17 protein-coding genes are annotated in these 19,392 nt (G+C 41.0%); 9 read left to right on the top strand and 8 right to left on the bottom strand.

All coding sequences use genetic code 11. The features are described 5' to 3' along the window. Positions 1 to 124: 124 nt before the first annotated feature. Complete coding sequence (locus ACHSBP_RS03240; protein WP_010561353.1) at positions 125 to 1,111, bottom strand: helix-turn-helix transcriptional regulator; 987 nt, start codon at positions 1,109 to 1,111, stop codon at positions 125 to 127. Between the two features lie 126 nt (positions 1,112 to 1,237). On the opposite strand from ACHSBP_RS03240, the gene ACHSBP_RS03235 reads away from it, so the two are divergent. Together ACHSBP_RS03235 and ACHSBP_RS03230 are read left to right on the top strand one after the other, a co-directional pair. Next, positions 1,238 to 3,304: a TonB-dependent receptor gene (locus ACHSBP_RS03235; RefSeq protein ID WP_395388132.1), complete on the top strand. Its 2,067-nt coding sequence runs from the start codon at positions 1,238 to 1,240 to the stop codon at positions 3,302 to 3,304. After that, positions 3,304 to 4,470, top strand: a complete 1,167-nt coding sequence (locus tag ACHSBP_RS03230) for an EstA family serine hydrolase (protein WP_010561351.1) — start codon at positions 3,304 to 3,306, stop codon at positions 4,468 to 4,470. The genes ACHSBP_RS03235 and ACHSBP_RS03230 overlap by 1 nt, the downstream gene beginning before the upstream one ends. 61 nt (positions 4,471 to 4,531) lie before the next feature. On the opposite strand, the gene ACHSBP_RS03225 is transcribed toward ACHSBP_RS03230, so the two are convergent. Continuing rightward, complete coding sequence (locus ACHSBP_RS03225; protein WP_010561350.1) at positions 4,532 to 4,849, bottom strand: DUF4144 family protein; 318 nt, start codon at positions 4,847 to 4,849, stop codon at positions 4,532 to 4,534. A gap of 66 nt (positions 4,850 to 4,915) precedes the next feature. Between ACHSBP_RS03225 and ACHSBP_RS03220 the strand changes: the two genes are divergently transcribed. The 6 genes from ACHSBP_RS03220 to ACHSBP_RS03195 all read left to right on the top strand — a co-directional run bounded on the left by ACHSBP_RS03220 (position 4,916) and on the right by ACHSBP_RS03195 (position 9,730). Beyond that, a complete protein-coding gene (locus ACHSBP_RS03220) occupies positions 4,916 to 5,314 on the top strand; it encodes a GntR family transcriptional regulator (protein ID WP_395388131.1) in 399 nt (132 codons plus the stop codon). Between the two features lie 2 nt (positions 5,315 to 5,316). After that, positions 5,317 to 6,204, top strand: a complete 888-nt coding sequence (locus tag ACHSBP_RS03215; protein WP_010561348.1) for an ABC transporter ATP-binding protein — start codon at positions 5,317 to 5,319, stop codon at positions 6,202 to 6,204. Next, positions 6,191 to 7,462 carry a hypothetical protein gene (locus tag ACHSBP_RS03210; RefSeq protein WP_010561347.1) on the top strand — a complete coding sequence of 424 codons (1,272 nt, stop codon included), beginning with the start codon at positions 6,191 to 6,193 and terminating at the stop codon, positions 7,460 to 7,462. The genes ACHSBP_RS03215 and ACHSBP_RS03210 overlap by 14 nt, the downstream gene beginning before the upstream one ends. Before the next feature lie 149 nt (positions 7,463 to 7,611). Then, entirely contained in the window at positions 7,612 to 8,319 is a 708-nt protein-coding gene (locus ACHSBP_RS03205) for a substrate-binding periplasmic protein (RefSeq protein WP_395388130.1), read from the top strand. A gap of 10 nt (positions 8,320 to 8,329) precedes the next feature. After that, positions 8,330 to 9,229, top strand: a complete 900-nt coding sequence (locus ACHSBP_RS03200; protein WP_010561345.1) for a prenyltransferase — start codon at positions 8,330 to 8,332, stop codon at positions 9,227 to 9,229. Between the two features lie 6 nt (positions 9,230 to 9,235). Continuing rightward, the gene (locus ACHSBP_RS03195; protein WP_010561344.1) at positions 9,236 to 9,730 is read left to right on the top strand and encodes a YcxB family protein; all 495 of its coding nucleotides are present in this window, start codon (positions 9,236 to 9,238) and stop codon (positions 9,728 to 9,730) included. 29 nt (positions 9,731 to 9,759) lie between these two features. On the opposite strand, the gene ACHSBP_RS03190 is transcribed toward ACHSBP_RS03195, so the two are convergent. The 4 genes from ACHSBP_RS03190 to ACHSBP_RS03175 all read right to left on the bottom strand — a co-directional run bounded on the left by ACHSBP_RS03190 (position 9,760) and on the right by ACHSBP_RS03175 (position 15,073). After that, a complete protein-coding gene (locus ACHSBP_RS03190) occupies positions 9,760 to 10,845 on the bottom strand; it encodes a GGDEF domain-containing protein (protein ID WP_010561343.1) in 1,086 nt (361 codons plus the stop codon). Positions 10,846 to 10,969: 124 nt separating this feature from the next. Beyond that, positions 10,970 to 12,277: a carboxylesterase gene (locus ACHSBP_RS03185; protein ID WP_010561342.1), complete on the bottom strand. Its 1,308-nt coding sequence runs from the start codon at positions 12,275 to 12,277 to the stop codon at positions 10,970 to 10,972. Positions 12,278 to 12,405: 128 nt separating this feature from the next. Further along, a complete protein-coding gene (locus ACHSBP_RS03180) occupies positions 12,406 to 12,996 on the bottom strand; it encodes a DUF938 domain-containing protein (RefSeq protein ID WP_395388129.1) in 591 nt (196 codons plus the stop codon). Between the two features lies 1 nt (position 12,997). Further along, on the bottom strand, positions 12,998 to 15,073 hold the full coding sequence (locus tag ACHSBP_RS03175) for a S9 family peptidase (RefSeq protein ID WP_395388128.1): 2,076 nt from the start codon (positions 15,071 to 15,073) through the stop codon (positions 12,998 to 13,000). A gap of 171 nt (positions 15,074 to 15,244) precedes the next feature. Between ACHSBP_RS03175 and ACHSBP_RS03170 the strand changes: the two genes are divergently transcribed. After that, positions 15,245 to 17,764, top strand: coding sequence for a zinc-dependent metalloprotease (locus tag ACHSBP_RS03170; RefSeq protein WP_010561339.1), 2,520 nt, complete (start codon positions 15,245 to 15,247; stop codon positions 17,762 to 17,764). A 63-nt stretch (positions 17,765 to 17,827) separates the two neighbouring features. Here the strand turns inward: ACHSBP_RS03170 and nadE are convergent, their stop codons facing one another. Both nadE and ACHSBP_RS03160 read right to left on the bottom strand, forming a co-directional pair. Further along, positions 17,828 to 18,658 carry an ammonia-dependent NAD(+) synthetase gene (nadE, locus tag ACHSBP_RS03165; protein ID WP_010561338.1) on the bottom strand — a complete coding sequence of 277 codons (831 nt, stop codon included), beginning with the start codon at positions 18,656 to 18,658 and terminating at the stop codon, positions 17,828 to 17,830. A 15-nt stretch (positions 18,659 to 18,673) separates the two neighbouring features. Next, positions 18,674 to 19,321, bottom strand: coding sequence for a YceH family protein (locus ACHSBP_RS03160; protein ID WP_010561337.1), 648 nt, complete (start codon positions 19,319 to 19,321; stop codon positions 18,674 to 18,676). Between the last annotated feature and the right edge of the window lie 71 nt (positions 19,322 to 19,392).

Genomic DNA, 19,392 nt, shown 5'->3' with positions numbered 1-19,392 from the left:
TGCTAACTGCGTTAGAACTTATCAATGTAGAACAACTACATAAGAAAAATTCCGCCTTGTTACCATTTCATTTATCCAGCACTATCCCTGATCACATACGTAACAGAATTGGTATAATTTAGTCTCAACTGTGTTCATGGGTTTGAACTTTTGATCTAAATTCTCTCGGGGAGTAGCCCGAAAACTGCTTAAACTTTTGCGCAAAATTGCCAGCGTGTTTTAAGCCAATTTCAAATCCAATTTCTGCGATGGATAAACCCGAGTGTTTTAGTAACCCTTGCGCTTTTTGCATTCGTTTTAGGTGCAAGTATTCAAATACGGTAGAATCGAATACCTTCCTAAACAACACTTTTAATTTGTTGTCATTAATGCCAACCAAATGTGCTAATTCAATCAAGTTTGGTGGGTTTTGCATTGATTGCTCTATAGTATTTGCCGCATTGTAGATGGCATCTAAATCTCGCGATTTTATTGCGGGCCACTTGTTTTCACGCTGCTGCCTAAGCTCGAAAAGTTGCGTAAGAATTTCCAGTACTTTCGCTTGGATCAGCAGCTTGCCACTGGCTGCCGGAAGCTCACACTGGTAAATCTGACGAATATTGTCTTGCAGTTCGGGTGACACAGGAAGCAGCCATAACGCGTTATCAATATGCAGCTCATCGGCCTGATAACCTAAAGGACTGTTATCGTAATCTTGTGCCAGTGAAGCCATCAGCTCTTGCTCAATAGAAAAATTAAGCAAGCGTACTTTTCCCGCGCGATAACGACAGTGGCACTTGGCTTTATTTAAGAAAAATAAGCAGGCCTGATCACTTGATGCGGTGAGGCTGCCATAGCCCTCAATTTCTAGCTCTAGTGTGCCTTCGAGTACAATAAATGCGCCGCATAATGGTCCTTCACCATTGGTAAATTCAGTCTCTGTTTCAAACGACATGCTGCTTAGCTGCAATATACTGGTTTTGCTAAATTCAAATCCATAACTCACCCCGCCACCAAATTCTTGAGGCAAAGTAAACTGGTGGTCACTGAGTTCAGAAAGCTTTGTTTCATAAAATTTATGGTGTGTTTTAAATCCGTCGAAATCACGAATATCAATACTGTGGGTACTCATTTTTTACCATCTTAAATAAAGACTCCCTGTCGTGATAATTTGACTCCCTGAGGTGCTATCGATGATATATGAAAATACTTCTCATTAATATTAAATGGCAGCCAGAATTAACTTTTGGCTCGTATTATGAAACTTTACTCTTTAATTCCGCTAGTACTGATCGCACCTTGTGCAATGGCAACAGATGCACTACTTGATGATATTGAACGCATTACCATTACCTCTCAACGTATTGATAAAACGCCTCTTGATGTTTCGTCGAACATCACCGTATTTGATGAAGAAACAATAAGATCACTTAATATTTCTAATCTCGATGAACTACTTAACTTTGTGCCAAACTTTAATATGCAGGCCATTACCGGAGATTATGCTTATATCCAAGTGCGAGGACTACCGCGAAACTACGAGCAATCTACCTTAAGCGTGTTTATTGATGGTGTGCCCTATTCTAGCCTCTACGGTTTAAACTTGCCGATGAATAACATAGCGTCAGTAGAAGTTATTAAAGGCCCACAAGGCAATTTATTTGGCCGCAATACCCGTGACGGCATCATAGTGATCAATACCAAAAAGCCAACGGATGATATCTCTGGCTTAGCTGAAGTCGGATTTGCAGAGCTGGGACAAACCAGCATCAAAGGCAATGTCTCTGGTGCGCTTATTTCTGACAAACTTTGGCTTAATCTAGGCGGTAATTGGACAAAGCGTGATGGCACTGTAAACAACACCCTGCTTAATAGCGATGTCGACCCAATCAATGAGTATGCAACCTATGCCAAGTTATATTTTGAAGCCGATAACCTCAGTGCTCGTTTATCACTCAATTATGATGAAAAAGACAATGGCCTTGCTCCTTATGTAGTAGCGCAGCCACCCCTAGATAATGGCGACGATTTAGAAATTGGCCTAAATATCGAAAATGAGTTCAAGCAAACCAATATCGGTTACGCGCTATCTTTGGATTGGCAAATCAATCACTGGACGTTAAGCTCTATTACCAGCCACTTAGAGATCGACACTAAAGCGGTATTTGACGCCGACTACTCAGATCAACCATACGGTAGCTACCACTCAAGCATTCATGAAAAAGATCTATATCAAGAGTTTAAAGCAACATATCAAAGTCCAAATTCGGATATTGATTGGCTTCTAGGCGCGAGTTACAACCGAAATAAGCAAAATAATGCGAATAACTATCCACTGTTTGCTATGACAACACGCGCCAAGTTAGAGCGCACCAATCACTTAGCCTATGTTGACTTAAATTGGCAATTAAATGATGTACTGCAAGTACAAGTGGGAACACGTTATTTCAATGAAGATGTCAGCGCCGATACTCATTATGCCAATATGGGTTACCCTTTACCGAGCATTGAAACTTCGGCCAAAACGCAGCAATCAGACGACCGGTTTTTATCCAAAGCCGCTATCAATTACCAGTTCATTGATAATCAACGCCTTTATTTCAGCTATGGCCAAGGTTATTTAAGCGCAGGTACGTCTTGGTTAATGGAATATACCGATGATATTGGAATCCGTCACGGCATGGGATTAGACTACAAACCTGAACTCAGTAACAACTTCGAGCTTGGCTATAAAGCTGATTTTGATGAGTTGGCCACAAGCCTAGAGCTATCTATATTTAATACTGAGCTTAAAGATTACCAACATTTTCACGCCACCGTATTTGGTTTTTCACGTGTTACCAATATTGATACTGTTAAAAGCCAAGGCGCAGAGTTAAACCTCACCAGTCGCATACTTGATTCTGTTACGTGGCAAATGAGTGCAGGGTACAATAACGCACACGTTGAGTCCTTAAACACACGCCACTCTAATTTAGATACTAGTAAAAACGATAAAATACCGATGACACCACGATACAGTGTCGCAAATAGTTTAATGTTCTCAAACCAGATTTCTTCTGATATTCAGCTCGACGCGAGTATTAGCTGGCAACACTCAGGTGATCTTTATTTCGACTTTAAAGAAACACAAAAACAAAGCGCTAGTAATGTCTTTAATGCCAACCTAAGCCTTAATTTTCAAGAAGCTTGGACAGCATCGCTATGGGTCAATAACTTAACCGATCAGCGCGTTCAACAATTCAGAATAGTGATGCCAGGCAGTGCACTTGCCAATTACATCACACCTCGCCAAGTGGGCGTAACATTCGCGAGAAGCTTCTAATGAGCGTCTCACAATCTCTGCAAATTGAGGGCTTTATTGAACCTAAGTTCGAAAGCCTGCAACGTGCTTTTAATGCGTTATTTATTGAGCATGGTGAAACCGGTGCAGCAGTAGCTGTTTACCAAAATCAAAAGTTGGTTGCACATTTGTATGGCACAAACCAATCTCCTAATGGCGCGTGGCATAAAAGCCATAGAGTGTGCACTATGTCTAGCAGCAAAGGGCCATTGGCCTTATGTGTTTTATTGTTAGCATCACGTGGCAAGCTGAATTTAGATGCACCTGTCGCTGAGTACTGGCCTGAATTCGCTCAAAATGGCAAAGGCGCAATTACCACAAGGCATATTTTAAATCATAGTGCGGGATTGGCCTCAATAGCTAACACTAAACCCGGTGATATATTTGACTGGCAAACAATGACACAGGCACTGGCAGCAGCAAAACCACGATTTGCCGCAGGAGAAGCCTTGGTATATCACGCCTTAACCTACGGGCATTTGCTCGGTGAAATCATCTGCCGAGTGGATGGACGCATGCCCAACGCATTTTTCCAGCAAGAGATAGCAGCTCCTTTTGGCATCGATTACGCACTCGCACACAGCGATAATCAAATATCTCGAAACATCATTCCAACAAAACAGTTTAGCCCGTTTGTGCTCAAACTAATGAGCCGCTGGCTAAGTAAAATACCGCATTGGAAATGGCAGTTTTTTAAACCTTGCAGCGAACACTACCAGCCAAACTCAGACCTCTGGCGCAGCAGTGAAATACCCGCAGTAACAGGGCAAGGTACGGCAGAGGGGCTCGCTAAGCTTTATGCCATTCTTGCGAATAAGGGCAGCTTAAATGGCAAAGAGTTATTTTCTCAACAATGGTTTGACACCACATTTAAAGTGCCACCAGCGAGGCTTGAGTTCATCTCCAAAGTTTATTGGGCAATGCAAAATGGATTTATGTTTAATGCGCCAGATATTTTCCCGATAGGGCCAAATAAACATGCATTTGGTCATTTTGGCATGGGAGGCTCATTTGGCTTCGCCGATTTAGAAAGCGGCTTAGCGATGGCTTATGTCACTGAAAAATACCATGAACCAAGCAAACACAATAACACGCTTATGGGACAACGCGCTGAGTCACTGATTAACGCTATGTATCAATCTATTTAAAGGAAGTACCTAGCGTAAATACAAAGGAGCAGGCATATACCTTATGCCTGTCGCTTAATTGCTAACGCGTCACTTTTATAAAAGCGAAGCCCTCTGCAAAACTGGCAAAGTGCATTTTAGTAATGCAGCAATTTGCTAAAGCAAAAGCATGCTTTTGCAGTAACAGCGTAAATTCTTCTAAGTTGAACGAATTTATCTGTAAAAGCTCGCTATTGCTGATAACACGATGGTAATTTCCGCTACTATCAATCACACCGTCATTTATCACTAAACTACCCAGTAAATCCCGCATCTGATGCTGGCTTTCAACATATTCCAATTCATCGTCACCGCAATAATGGATCACTACAGGGTAGTTAAGCGTTGCTATTAATTTCATTTTATTTATTGACTTAATTTCAAACTGTATTAGTGTATTAATACACCTATAAATTACTAATACACTATGAGCATAGATTTAATTCATGCAATTTACACCATAAACACCCAAGCATCGAGTGCGCTTTATCGTCAGGTGATGGAGCAAACCAAGCAGGGCATTCGTGCGGGATTGTTACAACCGGGGCAACAGCTGCCTTCGGTACGTGTAATGGCATCTAGCTTACAAGTAAACCCAATGACTATTTCTAAAGCATACTCGCAATTAGAACAACAAGGCGTGCTGGAAAAGCGAAAAGGCATTGGCATGTTGGTTGCCGAGCAACACAACATTAATAATTACAGTGACGCGCTGCTCACTCAGCGCGATCAATTTGTAACGTTAGCCAAGCAGCAAAAGCTTTCTGACGACGCGATTATAACCCTAATACAAGATGCACTTTCTGCGCTAAGCAACAGGACGTAACTATGACTCAACCGATTATCACCATTGAAAAGGCCATCAAATCATACAAAAGCTTGCGCGTAATCGATAAACTGAATTGGCAAGTTAACGAAGGCGATATTGTTGGCTTACTTGGAAAAAATGCCGCCGGTAAAAGCACCCTATTAGAATCGATTATGGGCCTGCGCCAATTAGATCAAGGCACAATTAAACTATGGGGTTATGAATGGCATGAATTACCGCAAAGCAAAAAACAAAAAATTGGCTATGTAGCGCAAACCAGTTCTGCATTTGAATGGATGAAAGTAGCGCAATACACTGATTACATTAGTCAGTTTTTTCCATCGTGGGATAAAGCCTATTGCGAAACCTTGCTAAAGCGCTGGCGCATCAGCCATGATCAGGTAATTGGCAAGCTTTCTGGTGGCCAAAAACAAATGCTAGACGTGGTGCAGGCATTATCAATTCGCCCTGAACTGCTGATCTTAGACGAACCTGTTGCACACCTTGATCCCAATATGCGCCGCGCCTTTTTAAAAGAAGTGATCGATTTGTGCTGTGAACACGGTACTACGGTGATTTTTTCAACTCATATTGTGTCTGACTTAGAACGCATTGCCAATCGCGTTGCGGTACTGCAATTTGGTGTGATCCGCCACTACTACGAGCTTGATGCGCTCAAGGCAAGCATTGCCAAACTTAGCTTTACTAATAAATCAAAAGTTAACCTGCTGGAAAAAGACACGTCGATTAGCAGAGTTCAACAATTTGGTGACACAACCAACACTTGCATTATTGCACCATTGAAAAAGCCGATAGACGAGTGGTGTGCTTTTTACGATATTGATGCCACGATTCAGCCAATCAACCTGGAAGACTGGTATTTGGAGGTGGCAAATGAGTTTGTTTAAATCAAACGCGTGGATTTTAATGCGCAGTGGCACAGTAACACTGCCATTTATGCTTGTGCTTTCAGTTGTATTTAATGCGTTATGGCTACAAAAATCACTCGACCCAAGCACCTTTCGCTATGTAAAAACCTATTTGCTAATAACCTGTTTGCCATCACTCTTTTTTGGCTTTTTGCTGGGAATTGGGCTGGCAAAACTAAAAACGCATTACCTATGGGCTGTAAATACGCTTTACCGTTTCTCAATATTAAAAAGCGCACTAATTTTAGCGGTGATAGGCTCATTACTAATGAGTTCGTTTATTACATTAAGCAGTGAGCTTTCACTGCATTACATTTTAATACCGGTTAGCTTTGCAATTATTGGACTACTAGTAAATTCGAGTGGCTCAGTTGTACACAATATTTTGCGTAACGTGTTTAGCTCATCGCTATTAATTTTAATGATGTTTGAAGCAACGCATGAAATAACCCAAATAATCATATTTGTAACAGCTTGCTACGCAATCTATAGCGCCTTTCAGTCACCGACTGGCAGAACTAAACTCAGTAAAACCCTGGTACCAACTGACCGCCAATCGGTCATTTGGTGGAACCAAAAATTAGCTACGTTTACCGCTAAATTTAAAAAGTCATTTAACAAAGATATCGCCTGGGCAGTATGTTACCCACAAACAAAAATTGGTTATTTAGGTGGCTATTTTGCCGCGATTTTTGGCTTTTTATTTGCGACCACAGATAACGAAGTACTTATAAACTTTATGTTGTTATCGCTCGTACTCGGATGCCAATTTCCAGTTTATCAAGAGTTCAACCAGCTTAAACATCAAATAAAAGCAATCGCTCACTGCTTTGACAGCACCAGTCAGTTGATCAAACACATTATTTACACATTTGATAAAGTGGTATTGCGTAATACAGTGTTTATTTTTGCTGCAATGGTTGCCATCACTTTATTTAGGCAAGATGCGCAAGCAGCTGTGAAAATCGCCTTTTTAACCGTATTTGCAACAACAATGTTTTTAGCGTTTGCGCCTTTATTAATCGTATACTTTTCAGGCTGTATAAATTTAAAGAATATCGCTCTTTTTGCAGTGATTTGTGTGTTAGAAGTTGGTGTGTTCGGACTAGTACATTACACCAGTGAGCAGCTTAGTATTTATTTGATTTGTATTTTGGTTGCCTTAATTACTATTCCAATGCGGTATTTCACGCAACAATTGGCTATGCGTCAACCACTTGAAAGAATTATCAATTAACTTGTACTAGGTCAAAGATGATTGAATAAAATGCATTGTTCTATGTAATTCAATAAGCTAGAGTAAAACAAAAGTAGTAATTATGTAGTACAGTGCAGTTTTTTCGATTTTTAAATATAAAAATTAGTTTAGCATTTGTTGCAGGCTGTTTGCTTTTAGCGCAACCCCTTGCGGCTGCTGAAAAAACGCATCCAATCACTTACTACACTGAGCTTTACCCACCTTCAAGTTATTATTACAACGATCAATTAATCGGCTTATCGGTCGATTTATTAAAGCTCATTTGGCACGACCAAGGTATCACCGAGCAACCTATATTAGTTGTGCCTTGGGCACGTGGCTATAAAGAAATTAGAGACAAACCAAATACGGCATTATTTGCCATGTCTAAAACAGCTGATCGTGCAGCAAAATTTAAATGGGTAGGGCCATTATTTACAGCAGAGTATTACATTATTGCGCAACCGAATAGCGGTTTATTTATTACCGATATTTCGCAAGTCTTTGATAAATCTATTGCGGTTATTCGAAATGACGTAACGCAAAGTCTTATCTACGAAACGGATTTTCCACATCAACAAATTCTTGCTGCTAAAAGTATGGCTGATGCGCTAGCTTTGTTTAAAGCAAAGCGTGTCGACCTATTAGCGATTTCACGCTCAGGGTTGAACGCTGCTATAAAACAAAGAAAGCTTGGCAGCAAATTATTTCAACGTATTCTACTATTGAAAGTCGTTGATGATTACATTGCTTTTAGTAAAGACACACCTGATGAAATAGTGCAGGCATTTCAAACGAGTTTAAATAAACTAAAAACCCAACATTTGGCACTTAAGGAAGAATACAAGCTGAACTAGGAGTGAGCACATGAACAAATACATAGCCGCGCTGCCCGCCATTCGCCCACCATTTTTAACGTTAGCGCCGCTGTCGTGTTTAGTTGGACTTGCATACTGTACTTATCAAGGCATAACTATTGATATGTTTGATGCGCTACTAAGCGTGCTGGGTGCAATACTCGCTGCAATTGCCGTGAATACCATCAATGAATATCAAGATTTTCAAAGTGGTTTAGATTTAAATACCACGCCAACACCTTTTAGCGGAGGCAGCGGTTTATTAAAGCAAAACCCAACTCTCGCTCCCATAGTTAAGCGATACGCTGTTGGCTCTATAATTGCGGTGATATTAATTGGTGTATTTTTTATTTTTCGCATTGGCGCTGCGCTTATACCAATTGGTTTACTTGGCCTATTGATAGTAGTGAGTTATACCAAGGTGCTTAACAAACACCCTTGGCTATGTTTTATTGCACCGGGTATCGGCTTTGCTATTCTAATGCCTGTTGGCGCATATTTAGTGCAAACGGGTAACATTAGTTACTCATTAGTCGCGATTAGTTTAGTGCCGTTTTTAATCACCAATAACCTACTGCTAATAAACCAACTACCCGACATAGTCGCCGACAAAAGCGTTGGCCGCAAACATATCGCTATTTACTATGGCGTTAACGTTGCTCGCTGGGTATTTGCGTTGTCATTGATTTCGGCATTTGCTGGCTTAGTGTGTTTAGTAATGATTGGTCTTCTGCCTAAGCTTGCGTTAATCGCGTTACTGCCTCTCGTACTTTGTTTGCTTTCCTTGGTATACTTGTTCCGTTTAGGCGATAACATAGCACAGCATTTACCTGCGATGGGCATGATAGCTGCTGCGGCAAACCTTACGCCATTAATGTTATCTCTCGCTTTATTTATGAGTAAAAGTTAAATACCAATGACCATTAGTTACCAATTCACGCTCGACAAAGCATACCTTGAAGAGTGTTTTGACGAATCACTGCCACACAGTCCTCACCAAACACCAAAATACGGCTTTGCAGGCAGTTTTATTGGCATTGGAATGGGGCTTATTATCTTTACCGAGATTGGTGGCGTAGCGCCTTACATTATGGTTGGTTTAGGCATTTTAGAATTTATCAGTTTCTACTATCGCCGTCCTTGGTGGCTTACTCGCCAGATGTGGAGCAGGGCATCGAATTCGACTGTCACCATTACCCTAAATGAAGATGGCATAGAAAGTAAAAACCCCTACACCGAATCACTGCTTGAATGGGATCAAATCAAAGAAATCATCCACACACCAAAAGGTATGCTTTTTGTTAATTACAAAGGCCAACAAACTTATCTTTCAAAAGCGTTTATGCCAGAAGATAGCGAAAGCTATATTGAAAAGCAGATTGCCGTTTATAAGGTGAAAATAACGCGATAACACAGCATTTGCTGTGTTATTCATTGGTGTTAAAGGGTCGCGACACGATTGCGACCACTTCGTTTGGCTCTATACAAGGCCTCATCCGCTTGTTTAACTGCATTGTAAAAGGCAACCACTGAATGGACTTCTGCCACACCAAAACTGGCAGTTAGCGCTAAATTCTCGCCACTTTCCAAATTAACCGGATGCTCTTCAATATTCTTACGTAATTTTTCTGCGATTTGCACCGCTTGACGCATCGATGCGTGGGGCAAGCAAATAATAAACTCTTCACCGCCGTAGCGCGCTACGACATCCGAATAACGCAATTGATTTTGCATTAATTTAGCTATGTGCATCAATGCTTTATCACCAATATCGTGACCATAGTTATCATTTACGTCTTTAAAGCGGTCGATATCACACATAATCACCGCCATAGGCAGCAATTCCGCGGTATTTTTTTCCATTTTTGTTAAGAAAATAGCATCAATAAATCGACGATTTGGCAAACCTGTTAACGCATCGGTATTGGCTTTTTGTTTTTGATTGTAGGTAATATTGGTAATAGCTTGATGACTTTTATCGCGAAAATATTCACTAATAAATGCAAAAAATACCACCAGCGAAAAGCCCGATAAAAATCGCGACTTTTCAACGTGACCATAATTTGCTTGACCAAAATCTGGTCCATATAACTGAAAAACAATGGCACTTAACGCAAGTGCTGTAAGCAATAATCCGGACCGAACACCCAACATAGTAAATACCACAACTGGATAAAACATAATCCAATAAAGCGCAGTGTTTTCCTTACCGCCGGTGTAAACCAATAAAATACTTAGTAGCAAGACAGTAAGCGCAATGCCAATACTGCAATATTTAAGTTGTCGAGTACTAAAGTAAATCACCACATTAATAAATACGGCAATGAGAGCGCCCAACAAAGTAATGCTTAAAAGCCACGGGTAAGTTTGAAAGTTTGCTAACAACAACCCTGAAAACACTACCAAAGCGATACCAGACATTGCCAAAAATGAAAAAACTCTGCGTTTTAGTTCGGCGCTGTGTAAGCCATCAACTTCAATAAAGCTTCGCCATAAATCGGTAGTATGAGAGTTATTTTGCTGCATTTTTAATTTTTGTATTTATTGTTGTAGAAGTTAACTAAGTTCATTCGAGTGCCTAACAACTAGCACTAAGTTTAATGCAGACTTGGTAAAAAGCTAATCTCGCACAATACCAAGCCACGTAACCTTATTTAGCTAAAAACAGTGCGAGTTCGTTAGTTAATTCAGAATAATAAGGGTTGTAACTTAAGCGTTGAAAAAGCGCATGCTTTTCCCCAGCAAGCGGTGTTTTTTCCGAAGCTGGAATATTGGGCGTTACCTTGCAAGCATTGTATTTTTCTGCGTCCGCCAAGTAATGGCCGCAGTTTCGATATACTGCATGCTCACCATAATGGATATTGCTTGGCGCATTAGGAATTGCGGTATGCGCCATTTGTAGTTGGTCATCACACTTTGGCATGCATTGCGGTGTTACTAACTTTACATTTTTAAATGCACTCAGCTGATTTGCATTATCACGTTCGCCGTAATAAACCAAAGTGAGTGGTGTAGGGGTTTTACGTTGCCACTGGACCAGTAAATCAAGTGTTGCGGCAGTATCAATTGTCATATCATGCTCTGGCACAGCAACAAACATAGGTACATTGTGCGTAATATGGCGTTTTGTCAGAGGATATACATCACTCATTAAATGATGTACTTGTGCACCAGCATTAATCGGAAACGATTCATACTTGGCAAAATCAACATCTGCGTCTTTATCGAGCCAATTTAAAAAAGGCACATAATCAATGTACTGCGCAAGCCACGACATTGAATTTTTAGCCTTTGTCGCTGGCGCAAACAGCATTACACCAGATAATTTAGGGCTCAGAGACTCTCGCGTAAGCATATAATCTAAAATAAGACCGGCTCCTGTTGAGAAGCCGCCTAAATATACCTGCTCAAAATCATTAAGTGATTGCTCAATCGCAAATGCACTCTGTGCGCGCCAATCATTGTAATCAACATAACGTAAATGCTCCGCAGCAGTGCCGTGACCTGGCAGCAATACAGTACGTACATTGAACCCTTGCTGGTGGTAAAACGCGGATAAATCATGAAAACTATACGGCGAATCGGTTAAACCGTGGATTAGCAGCACCACTTTATCGCTATTTGCGTGTGTTAATTGATACGGTTTTACTAAATCAGCAATGGTTGGTGAGCTAATATTTTGCTGGGCTAAAACATAGTTATTAACAGGGCAAGGTACATTTGCACGGGGGTTGAGCGCTGTTATTTGCTGCTCGGTTTGCACTAAATAATCTTCGAAATTAAGGTCGGATAAATCAAGAACTTTAGCAACATCGGATTTAGCTAAAAACCGATAGCTACCCTCACTAATTGAGTGGTTGATTAACTTAACGTCTGCACTTTGAGATAGGCAATTTGCAAAGCTACTAGCACTTATAAAAAATAGTAAAATGCCTAATGTTTTAAATACGTTAATCATCAAACCAACCTTTAGGTTTTATTGGAATAACAAAATACTACCTCAATTTACAACATAAGCTGATCTAAAATTATCTAATAACTTATACGAATGTAAACAATGCGTGGTAATACGCTTTGTGGGAAACGTTAATAACGCTTAATAAACTCTAGCAAACGATTGTTTGCTGGCATTTCGTGATCGGTAATAAATTCAAGACCCGCTTTTGCTGCCAGTTGGCAGATCCATTCAAAATCTCGAATACCGTGGGTGTTGTCTTTCACTTTTAACCATTGGTCAAACTCTGCATTTGACGGTGATATAAACTCACCATGGTAGTTAAATGGTCCATAAATACACAGCGTGCCATTTTGCGCTAAAAAGCGATTAACTTTTTCAAAAAACGCTTCAACAAGTTGAGGGCTAACAATATGCAGGGTATTGGCGGTAAATATGCCATCGTATTGTGCTATTTGCCAAGGCTCTGCAATATCGAGTGCTAGTGGCGGCAATAAGTTAGGTGATGGAAAGGCATCAAGCCATGCCATCATACCTTGATGATTTGCTAACACATCGCTGGTTTGCCAACTAAGGTGAGCAAGAGCAGGGGCAAAATACACCGCGTGTTGCCCACTGCCTGAACCTATCTCTAAAACACTGGTTGCATTAGAAAATGCCGATTTAAGAATGGATAAAATCGGATCTTTATTATTCTCACAGGCTTTAGAGTAGGGTTGCATACTATTTCTCTGAAAGTAACGAAAGGAAGAAAGCAAGTACTAGCGCACGCTCTTTTAAGCTTTTAAAACGCCCAGATGCGCCACCGTGACCACTATCCATATCGGTTTTAAATAACAGTAAGTTATTATCTGTTTTGTACTCACGTAACTTAGCAACCCATTTCATCGGTTCCCAGTACTGAACTTGCGAGTCATGAAAACCGGTAGTTACTAAAATATTCGGGTAGTCTTGCGCGCTAATATTATCGTATGGCGAATACGCTTTAATCCATTCATAGGCATCGCGTTCATTTGGATTGCCCCATTCATCATACTCATTAGTCGTTAGTGGAATGCTTTCATCTAACATAGTGGTTAGCACATCTAAGAAAGGAACGGTGCAATCAATACCTAAATAAAGCTCCGGCGCTTGGTTAACCACAGCGCCCATTAATAAACCACCAGCGCTGCCGCCCGAAGCAAATACTTTATCTTTAGCACCGTAGCCACTTTCAACCAGCGCTCGTGTTACATCGATAAAATCATTAAAACTATTTTGCTTATGTTGCATTTTACCTTGCTCGTACCATTCGCGGCCAAGCATTTCAGAGCCTCGAACATGCGAGATAGCATAAACAAACCCTCTATCGAGCAAGCTTAGATTATGTGCCGAAAAGTTAGGGTCGATGGTAATGCCATAAGCGCCATAACCATATTGGTACAGCGGATTTGTGCCATATTGCTTAAACATGTCTTTGCGGTAAACCAAGGATATTGGAATATCGACACCATCGCGGCTAGTGACCATCAAGCGCTCAGCTTGATAATTAGCTGCATCAAAATCACCCAGTACTTTTTGTTGCTTAAGCAAACGTTTTTCACCTGTGTTTAGGTCAAACTCAAATAAGCTACTTGGCGTGGTTAAACTTGAATAGAAAATACGTGCAGTGTTGGTATCTGGCTCTGGGTTATCACCAATACCGGCAAAAAAGCATGGATCGTCAAAGGCAAGGGCATAGTGCTCACCGTTATTTGGGTAGATAACAAAACGAATTTGCCCCAATTCGCGCTCTGTCACGACTTTAAACTGAGTAAATAATTCAACACCTTCCACCAGTACATTAGGACGGTGCGCAACAAATGGTTGCCACAGTGACTTGTCTTGAATAGTTTGCGCGGTAGCAGTAAAAATACAAAAGTTCTTCGCCTGCCAGTTGGAATAAATAACGTATTCGTCGCCCAGCTTATCAATATCGTAAATATGGTTTTCTTCACGAGGAATTAAGCGTTTAAACTCGCCAAAAGGGTTGTTGGCATCGAGCACTAAGCAATCGGTAGTTTCGGTAGCGGCAAGATCTATCATCAGTAGGCTATCGTCACGACTTTTGCCAAGCCCCATGTAAAAACTGTGATCATCTTCTTCATAAACCAGCACATCATCATTTTGTGATGTACCCAGCACATGACGGTATACTTGATAGCCCAGCAAAGTTTGTAAGTCCTTCCTTACATAAAATACCGTTTTATTATCGTTAGCCCAAATAATTTGGCCTTCAGTATTTTCAAGTACATCATCTAAATAGGTATTTGAATCAATATGCTTAAAACGTACGGTGTAAATGCGACGGCTATCGGTATCCTCTGAATACGCGAGTAATTCATCATTTGGGCTAATGCCAATTTCACCTAAGTCGTAAAACTCATGTTCACTAGCAAGCACATTAACATCTAATAAAAGGGTTTTATTGTCGCCAGTCGCGCTGGTGGCTCGGTAATGACGCGCATATTCTTCGTCACCAGTTACTTCGCTGTGATACCAATACTTGCCATCTTTTACTGGTACCGTGCTGTCATCTTTTTCAATGCGCCCTTTAAGCTCTTCAAACAATTCAGTTTGCAGTGTTTCACTTGGTTTTAATACTGCATCGCAATAGTTATTTTCAGCGATTAAGTGATCAAGCACAGCTTGGTCAGCGCGTGCATCATCGCGCATCCAGTAGTAGTTGTCTATGCGTTCTTGATTGTGTGAACTAAGTGTTTTTGCTGTTTTAGTCGCAATTGGTGCACTAGCTGTACGGTCTAAACGTAAAGTTGTCATGGAGTGAGCAGTAAACCCAAAATATTAGCGTTAGTAATAGCCGCAGTTTAGCAAAATTAAGCATCGTTAACATTAAGTTACTTTTTACGTTTTAAATCCATTTTTGCTTTGGGTAGACTCATTTATTGATAAAAACAAAAATTTCACTTTGAAGGTACCAAGGGAAACACAATGAAATTAAAGCTACTTACACTTGCTGTAGCACTAAGCTTCGCCACCAGCGGCGCAGCAATGGCAAAAGACGACAAGAAAAAAGACGAAAAGAAAGATAAAACACTGGCTGAAATGCTTGAGAAAAAAACCGCTTCTGAAGGGTTATTTAATCTTTACCAAGATAAGAAAACTGGCGAAACCATGATGGTAATTAGTGAGGCAAACTTAAACAAGCCTTACGTTTACTTTGCACATACGGTTGACGGTGTAATTGATGCAGGCCATGTACGTGGCTCTTACCGCGAAACCAAATTAATTGAGTTCCGCCGTCACTTCAACCGCATTGATATTATAAGCAAAACACCACGCTATAAGTTTGATCCTAATAATGCAATTGCTAAAGCAAGCGATGCAAATATCAGTGAAGCTGTATTAGCAAGCTTAAAAATTGAAAAAGAAGAAGAAGGTAAGTTTGCGCTTAAAGTAGATAAGTTATTTAAAAGCGAAGCACTGCATAAGGTATCACCTTGGAAACGCGCAAATGATAAAAACGCTAGCAAGCGTTTTAACCCAGGTAAGCTAGACGACAAAAAATCGCGTATTCTTAGTAACCGCAACTACACCAATAATTTAGATATTGTTGTTGATTATGTATTTAAAAATGCTAACCCAAGCGTTCGCGGTACACAGTCAGTAACGGATCCGCGCACGGTATCAATTAAAGTACAGCACTCATTTATTGAATTGCCACAAAACGATTATCAGCCACGTAAAGATGATTCACGCGTTGGCTATTTTGGTCAGCAATTTGACGATATGACGACTAGCGACTGGGCGCCATATCAAGATTACATTAACCGTTGGAATCTCGTTAAAAAAGATCCTAATGCCGCGATTTCTGAGCCTGTTGAACCAATTACGTGGTGGATTGAAAACACCACACCAGTTGAATGGCGCGAAACAGTAAAAGAGGGTGTATTAGCATGGAACTTAGCATTTGAAAAAGCGGGTTTTAAAAACGCTATTGAAGTAAAAGTACAGCCGGACGATGCTGATTGGGATGCAGGCGACATTAACTACAACGTATTACGTTGGACTTCTTCACCACGTCCTCCATTTGGCGGTTACGGCCCATCACTTGCTAACCCGCTAACAGGCCAGATTTTAGGTTCTGATATCATGCTTGAATACGTGTTTATGAAAAACCGTTGGATGATGGACAGCTTATACAGTCAAGCGGCGTCATCAAGCGCTCACAACCATGAGATCGCAAGCCAAGAAGGGTTACATTGCAGCCAGGGCCATGAATTACAACAGGGCATGATGTTAGCTAACTCGCTAGCAACAACCGATATCGAGAAGAAAGAAATTTTAGAGCAAGGCTTAAAGATGCTTATTCTTCACGAAGTTGGTCATACGCTGGGTCTTAACCACAATATGAAAGCGTCTATTTTGTGGGATGAAAAAGACGTTCACGACAAAGCTAAAACGCAAGGTATTTTAACCGGTTCAGTAATGGACTATACGCCAGCAAACATTGCACCAAAAGGCATGAGCCAAGGCGATTACTTCCAAGATAAGCCAGGCCCTTACGATGATTGGGCTATTGAATATGGTTACTCACAAGGTTTAACTGATGCTGCGGCAGAAGCGGCGCGTTTAGAATCAATTTTAAAACGTTCTAGCGAACACGGTTTAGCATTTGGTAATGATGCCGACGATATGCGCGCACCTGGTCGTCATATAGACCCACGCGTAATGATTGGCGATATGTCATCAAACGCTGTGGCGTATGCTAAAGATCGTATGGAATTAGTAAACCAAACATTCGGTAAACTTGAGCAAACAGCGCTAAATGACGGTGAGTCGTATCAAGAGCTGCTGATCAAAGCAAATATGCTATTTGGTCAATACCGCGCTCAAGCAGGCGTTGTATCGCGTTACATTGGTGGTGTTTACGTAGAGCGTGACAATGTAGGTAGCAATACACAGCCTTACACGCCAGTGCCACTTGCTAAACAAAAAGAAGCGATGAACGTACTAACTGATTTAGTATTTGCACCAGATACACTATCAGCAATGGAACCTCTGCTTAACAAGATGCAACACCAGCGTCGCGGCTTTAGTCATTATGGTAAAAACGAAGATCCTAAGTACCACGCTATGGTACTTCGCATGCAAAAGAATGTATTAGCTCAGCTATTACACCCAAATGTAATGACGCGTATTTCGGATACCACAAAATACGGTAACGAATACGATGTGAACAGCTTCTTAAATGACTTAACCGCTGCCGTTTTTGTTGATGCAAAGTCAGCGTCATCAGTAAGCCACAACGTACAAACTGAGTATGTGCAGTCGTTAATTAAGATTGCGGGTATCAACAAACCGTCAAAGCACGATAACTTGGCAAAAGCAGCTGCATTTAAGCAACTACAAGATATTCAAGGTGCAAGCCTATCTTGGGGCGCGTCAGATGCTGCGAAAGCGCAAAAAGCCTATATTGATATGCTAATTGAGAAAGCATTAAAAGCGTAACGCTCTCTCGGTAAAACAAAAAGGCGCTCATTTTGAGCGCCTTTCCTTTATAAATTATAAAGATTAATCATAAACTGTTGGGATTGGCTTGCGCTTATGCTGAGTACGCTGATAAATCGCAATCAGCTTTTCTTCAACTTCTTTTGATACGTCTTTACCTTCTAAGAAGTCATCAATCTGATCGTAGCTCACGCCAAGTGCATCTTCATCAGCAAGGCCAGGGCGATCACACTCTAAATCAGCAGTTGGCGTTTTCGTTACCAGTAATTCTGGCGCACCAAGTGTTTTAGCTAACAAGCGGACTTGACGCTTAGACAGACCAAACAACGGGGCTAAGTCACATGCACCATCACCAAACTTAGTATAAAAACCAGTGATGTTTTCAGCACTGTGATCTGTGCCAACCACTAAACCTTGGGTTAACCCGCCAATTTCATATTGCGCTATCATGCGCTGACGTGCCTTTACGTTGCCTTTGGTAAAATCAATTGCACTTTGTGCTGGTGGCTCAATTGCTGCAGCCTCAAGCGCTGCTAGCGCCTCTGAATGCATACCATCGGTTGCAGGCTTAATATTTACAGTGACGCGCTTTGATGGTTGAATAAAATCCACAGCCAGTTGCGCTTCATCTTCATCTGCTTGCACACCATAAGGTAAACGCATGGCGATAAACTGGTATTTATCCGTTGCGTTTTCTTGGTTTAATTCATCAATCGCCAACTGACACAATTTGCCACATGTTGATGAGTCAACACCACCAGAGATACCAAGCACTAAACTGCGTGTACCTGACTCCACCAGCTTAGATTTAATAAAAGCAATTCGACGTGTAATTTCTGCTTGTGGATCGATTGAAGGGAGTACCTTCATTTCAGCCATGATTTCAGCGCGCACTGTTTATCTCCAATGTTATAAACCTAGATGTGATTTTATCTCTGCAAGTTCGCTGCGTAATTGAGCGACTTCTAATCTTAATTGTGCCATTTCATCACTTTGATGGCTAGCCACAACCGTCGATTGCGCATTCGAATTCACTGCTGTTAGTTCAGAAATATCGGCATCACCAAATAAATGCATAAAACGTGATTCACGTTTACCAGGTTCGCGTTCCAACTTCACAACATATTCTTGCTCCGCTAATGCGTTAAGGGCACTTTCAACTTCCGTTACATTGCTAAACTCTGCTAAACGGTTAGAACGTGTTCTAAGCTCGCCAGGCGTTTGTGCACCGCGTACCAACATTAAGCAAACAATCGCCTTTTGCTGATCGGTTAGCTTTATTGAACCGAACTCTGTATTACAAAAGCGATGGGCATATTTACTCACGCGACCCGACAACCCTTCATCAACTGTCACTAAGCGTTTTGCAACAAGTGAATCTAAGCCTTCTTGTACGTCAGATTCCGACAACGCCATTACAGGCTCACGATTTGATTTTTGATTGCAGGCGTTAGTCAGGCTATTGAGCGAAAGAGGGTACTGATCTGGCGTGGTTTGTTGTTTTTCTAGTAAGCAGCCAATAATGCGTTGTTCAACTGGCGTTAAATTGAGTTCCATCTTACTTCCTTGAGTAACAAGTTGTGATTCTTATATACCTCAATTTAGAAAATGAAAAAACAAAAAACCCG

The organism is Pseudoalteromonas sp. XMcav1-K, assembly GCF_044005875.1.
Lineage (GTDB): Bacteria > Pseudomonadota > Gammaproteobacteria > Enterobacterales > Alteromonadaceae > Pseudoalteromonas > Pseudoalteromonas spongiae.
Note: the sequence above shows the minus strand (reverse complement) of the source record. Positions and strands in the feature narration are given on the sequence as shown.

Coding starts and splice junctions, on each gene's coding strand:
- ACHSBP_RS03240 (WP_010561353.1), bottom strand. CDS start 1,111: ATGAGTACCCACAGTATTGATATTCGTGATTTCGACGGATTTAAAACA.
- ACHSBP_RS03235 (WP_395388132.1), top strand. CDS start 1,238: ATGAAACTTTACTCTTTAATTCCGCTAGTACTGATCGCACCTTGTGCA.
- ACHSBP_RS03230 (WP_010561351.1), top strand. CDS start 3,304: ATGAGCGTCTCACAATCTCTGCAAATTGAGGGCTTTATTGAACCTAAG.
- ACHSBP_RS03225 (WP_010561350.1), bottom strand. CDS start 4,849: ATGAAATTAATAGCAACGCTTAACTACCCTGTAGTGATCCATTATTGC.
- ACHSBP_RS03220 (WP_395388131.1), top strand. CDS start 4,916: ATGAGCATAGATTTAATTCATGCAATTTACACCATAAACACCCAAGCA.
- ACHSBP_RS03215 (WP_010561348.1), top strand. CDS start 5,317: ATGACTCAACCGATTATCACCATTGAAAAGGCCATCAAATCATACAAA.
- ACHSBP_RS03210 (WP_010561347.1), top strand. CDS start 6,191: ATGAGTTTGTTTAAATCAAACGCGTGGATTTTAATGCGCAGTGGCACA.
- ACHSBP_RS03200 (WP_010561345.1), top strand. CDS start 8,330: ATGAACAAATACATAGCCGCGCTGCCCGCCATTCGCCCACCATTTTTA.
- ACHSBP_RS03195 (WP_010561344.1), top strand. CDS start 9,236: ATGACCATTAGTTACCAATTCACGCTCGACAAAGCATACCTTGAAGAG.
- ACHSBP_RS03190 (WP_010561343.1), bottom strand. CDS start 10,845: ATGCAGCAAAATAACTCTCATACTACCGATTTATGGCGAAGCTTTATT.
- ACHSBP_RS03185 (WP_010561342.1), bottom strand. CDS start 12,277: ATGATTAACGTATTTAAAACATTAGGCATTTTACTATTTTTTATAAGT.
- ACHSBP_RS03180 (WP_395388129.1), bottom strand. CDS start 12,996: ATGCAACCCTACTCTAAAGCCTGTGAGAATAATAAAGATCCGATTTTA.
- ACHSBP_RS03175 (WP_395388128.1), bottom strand. CDS start 15,073: ATGACAACTTTACGTTTAGACCGTACAGCTAGTGCACCAATTGCGACT.
- ACHSBP_RS03170 (WP_010561339.1), top strand. CDS start 15,245: ATGAAATTAAAGCTACTTACACTTGCTGTAGCACTAAGCTTCGCCACC.
- ACHSBP_RS03160 (WP_010561337.1), bottom strand. CDS start 19,321: ATGGAACTCAATTTAACGCCAGTTGAACAACGCATTATTGGCTGCTTA.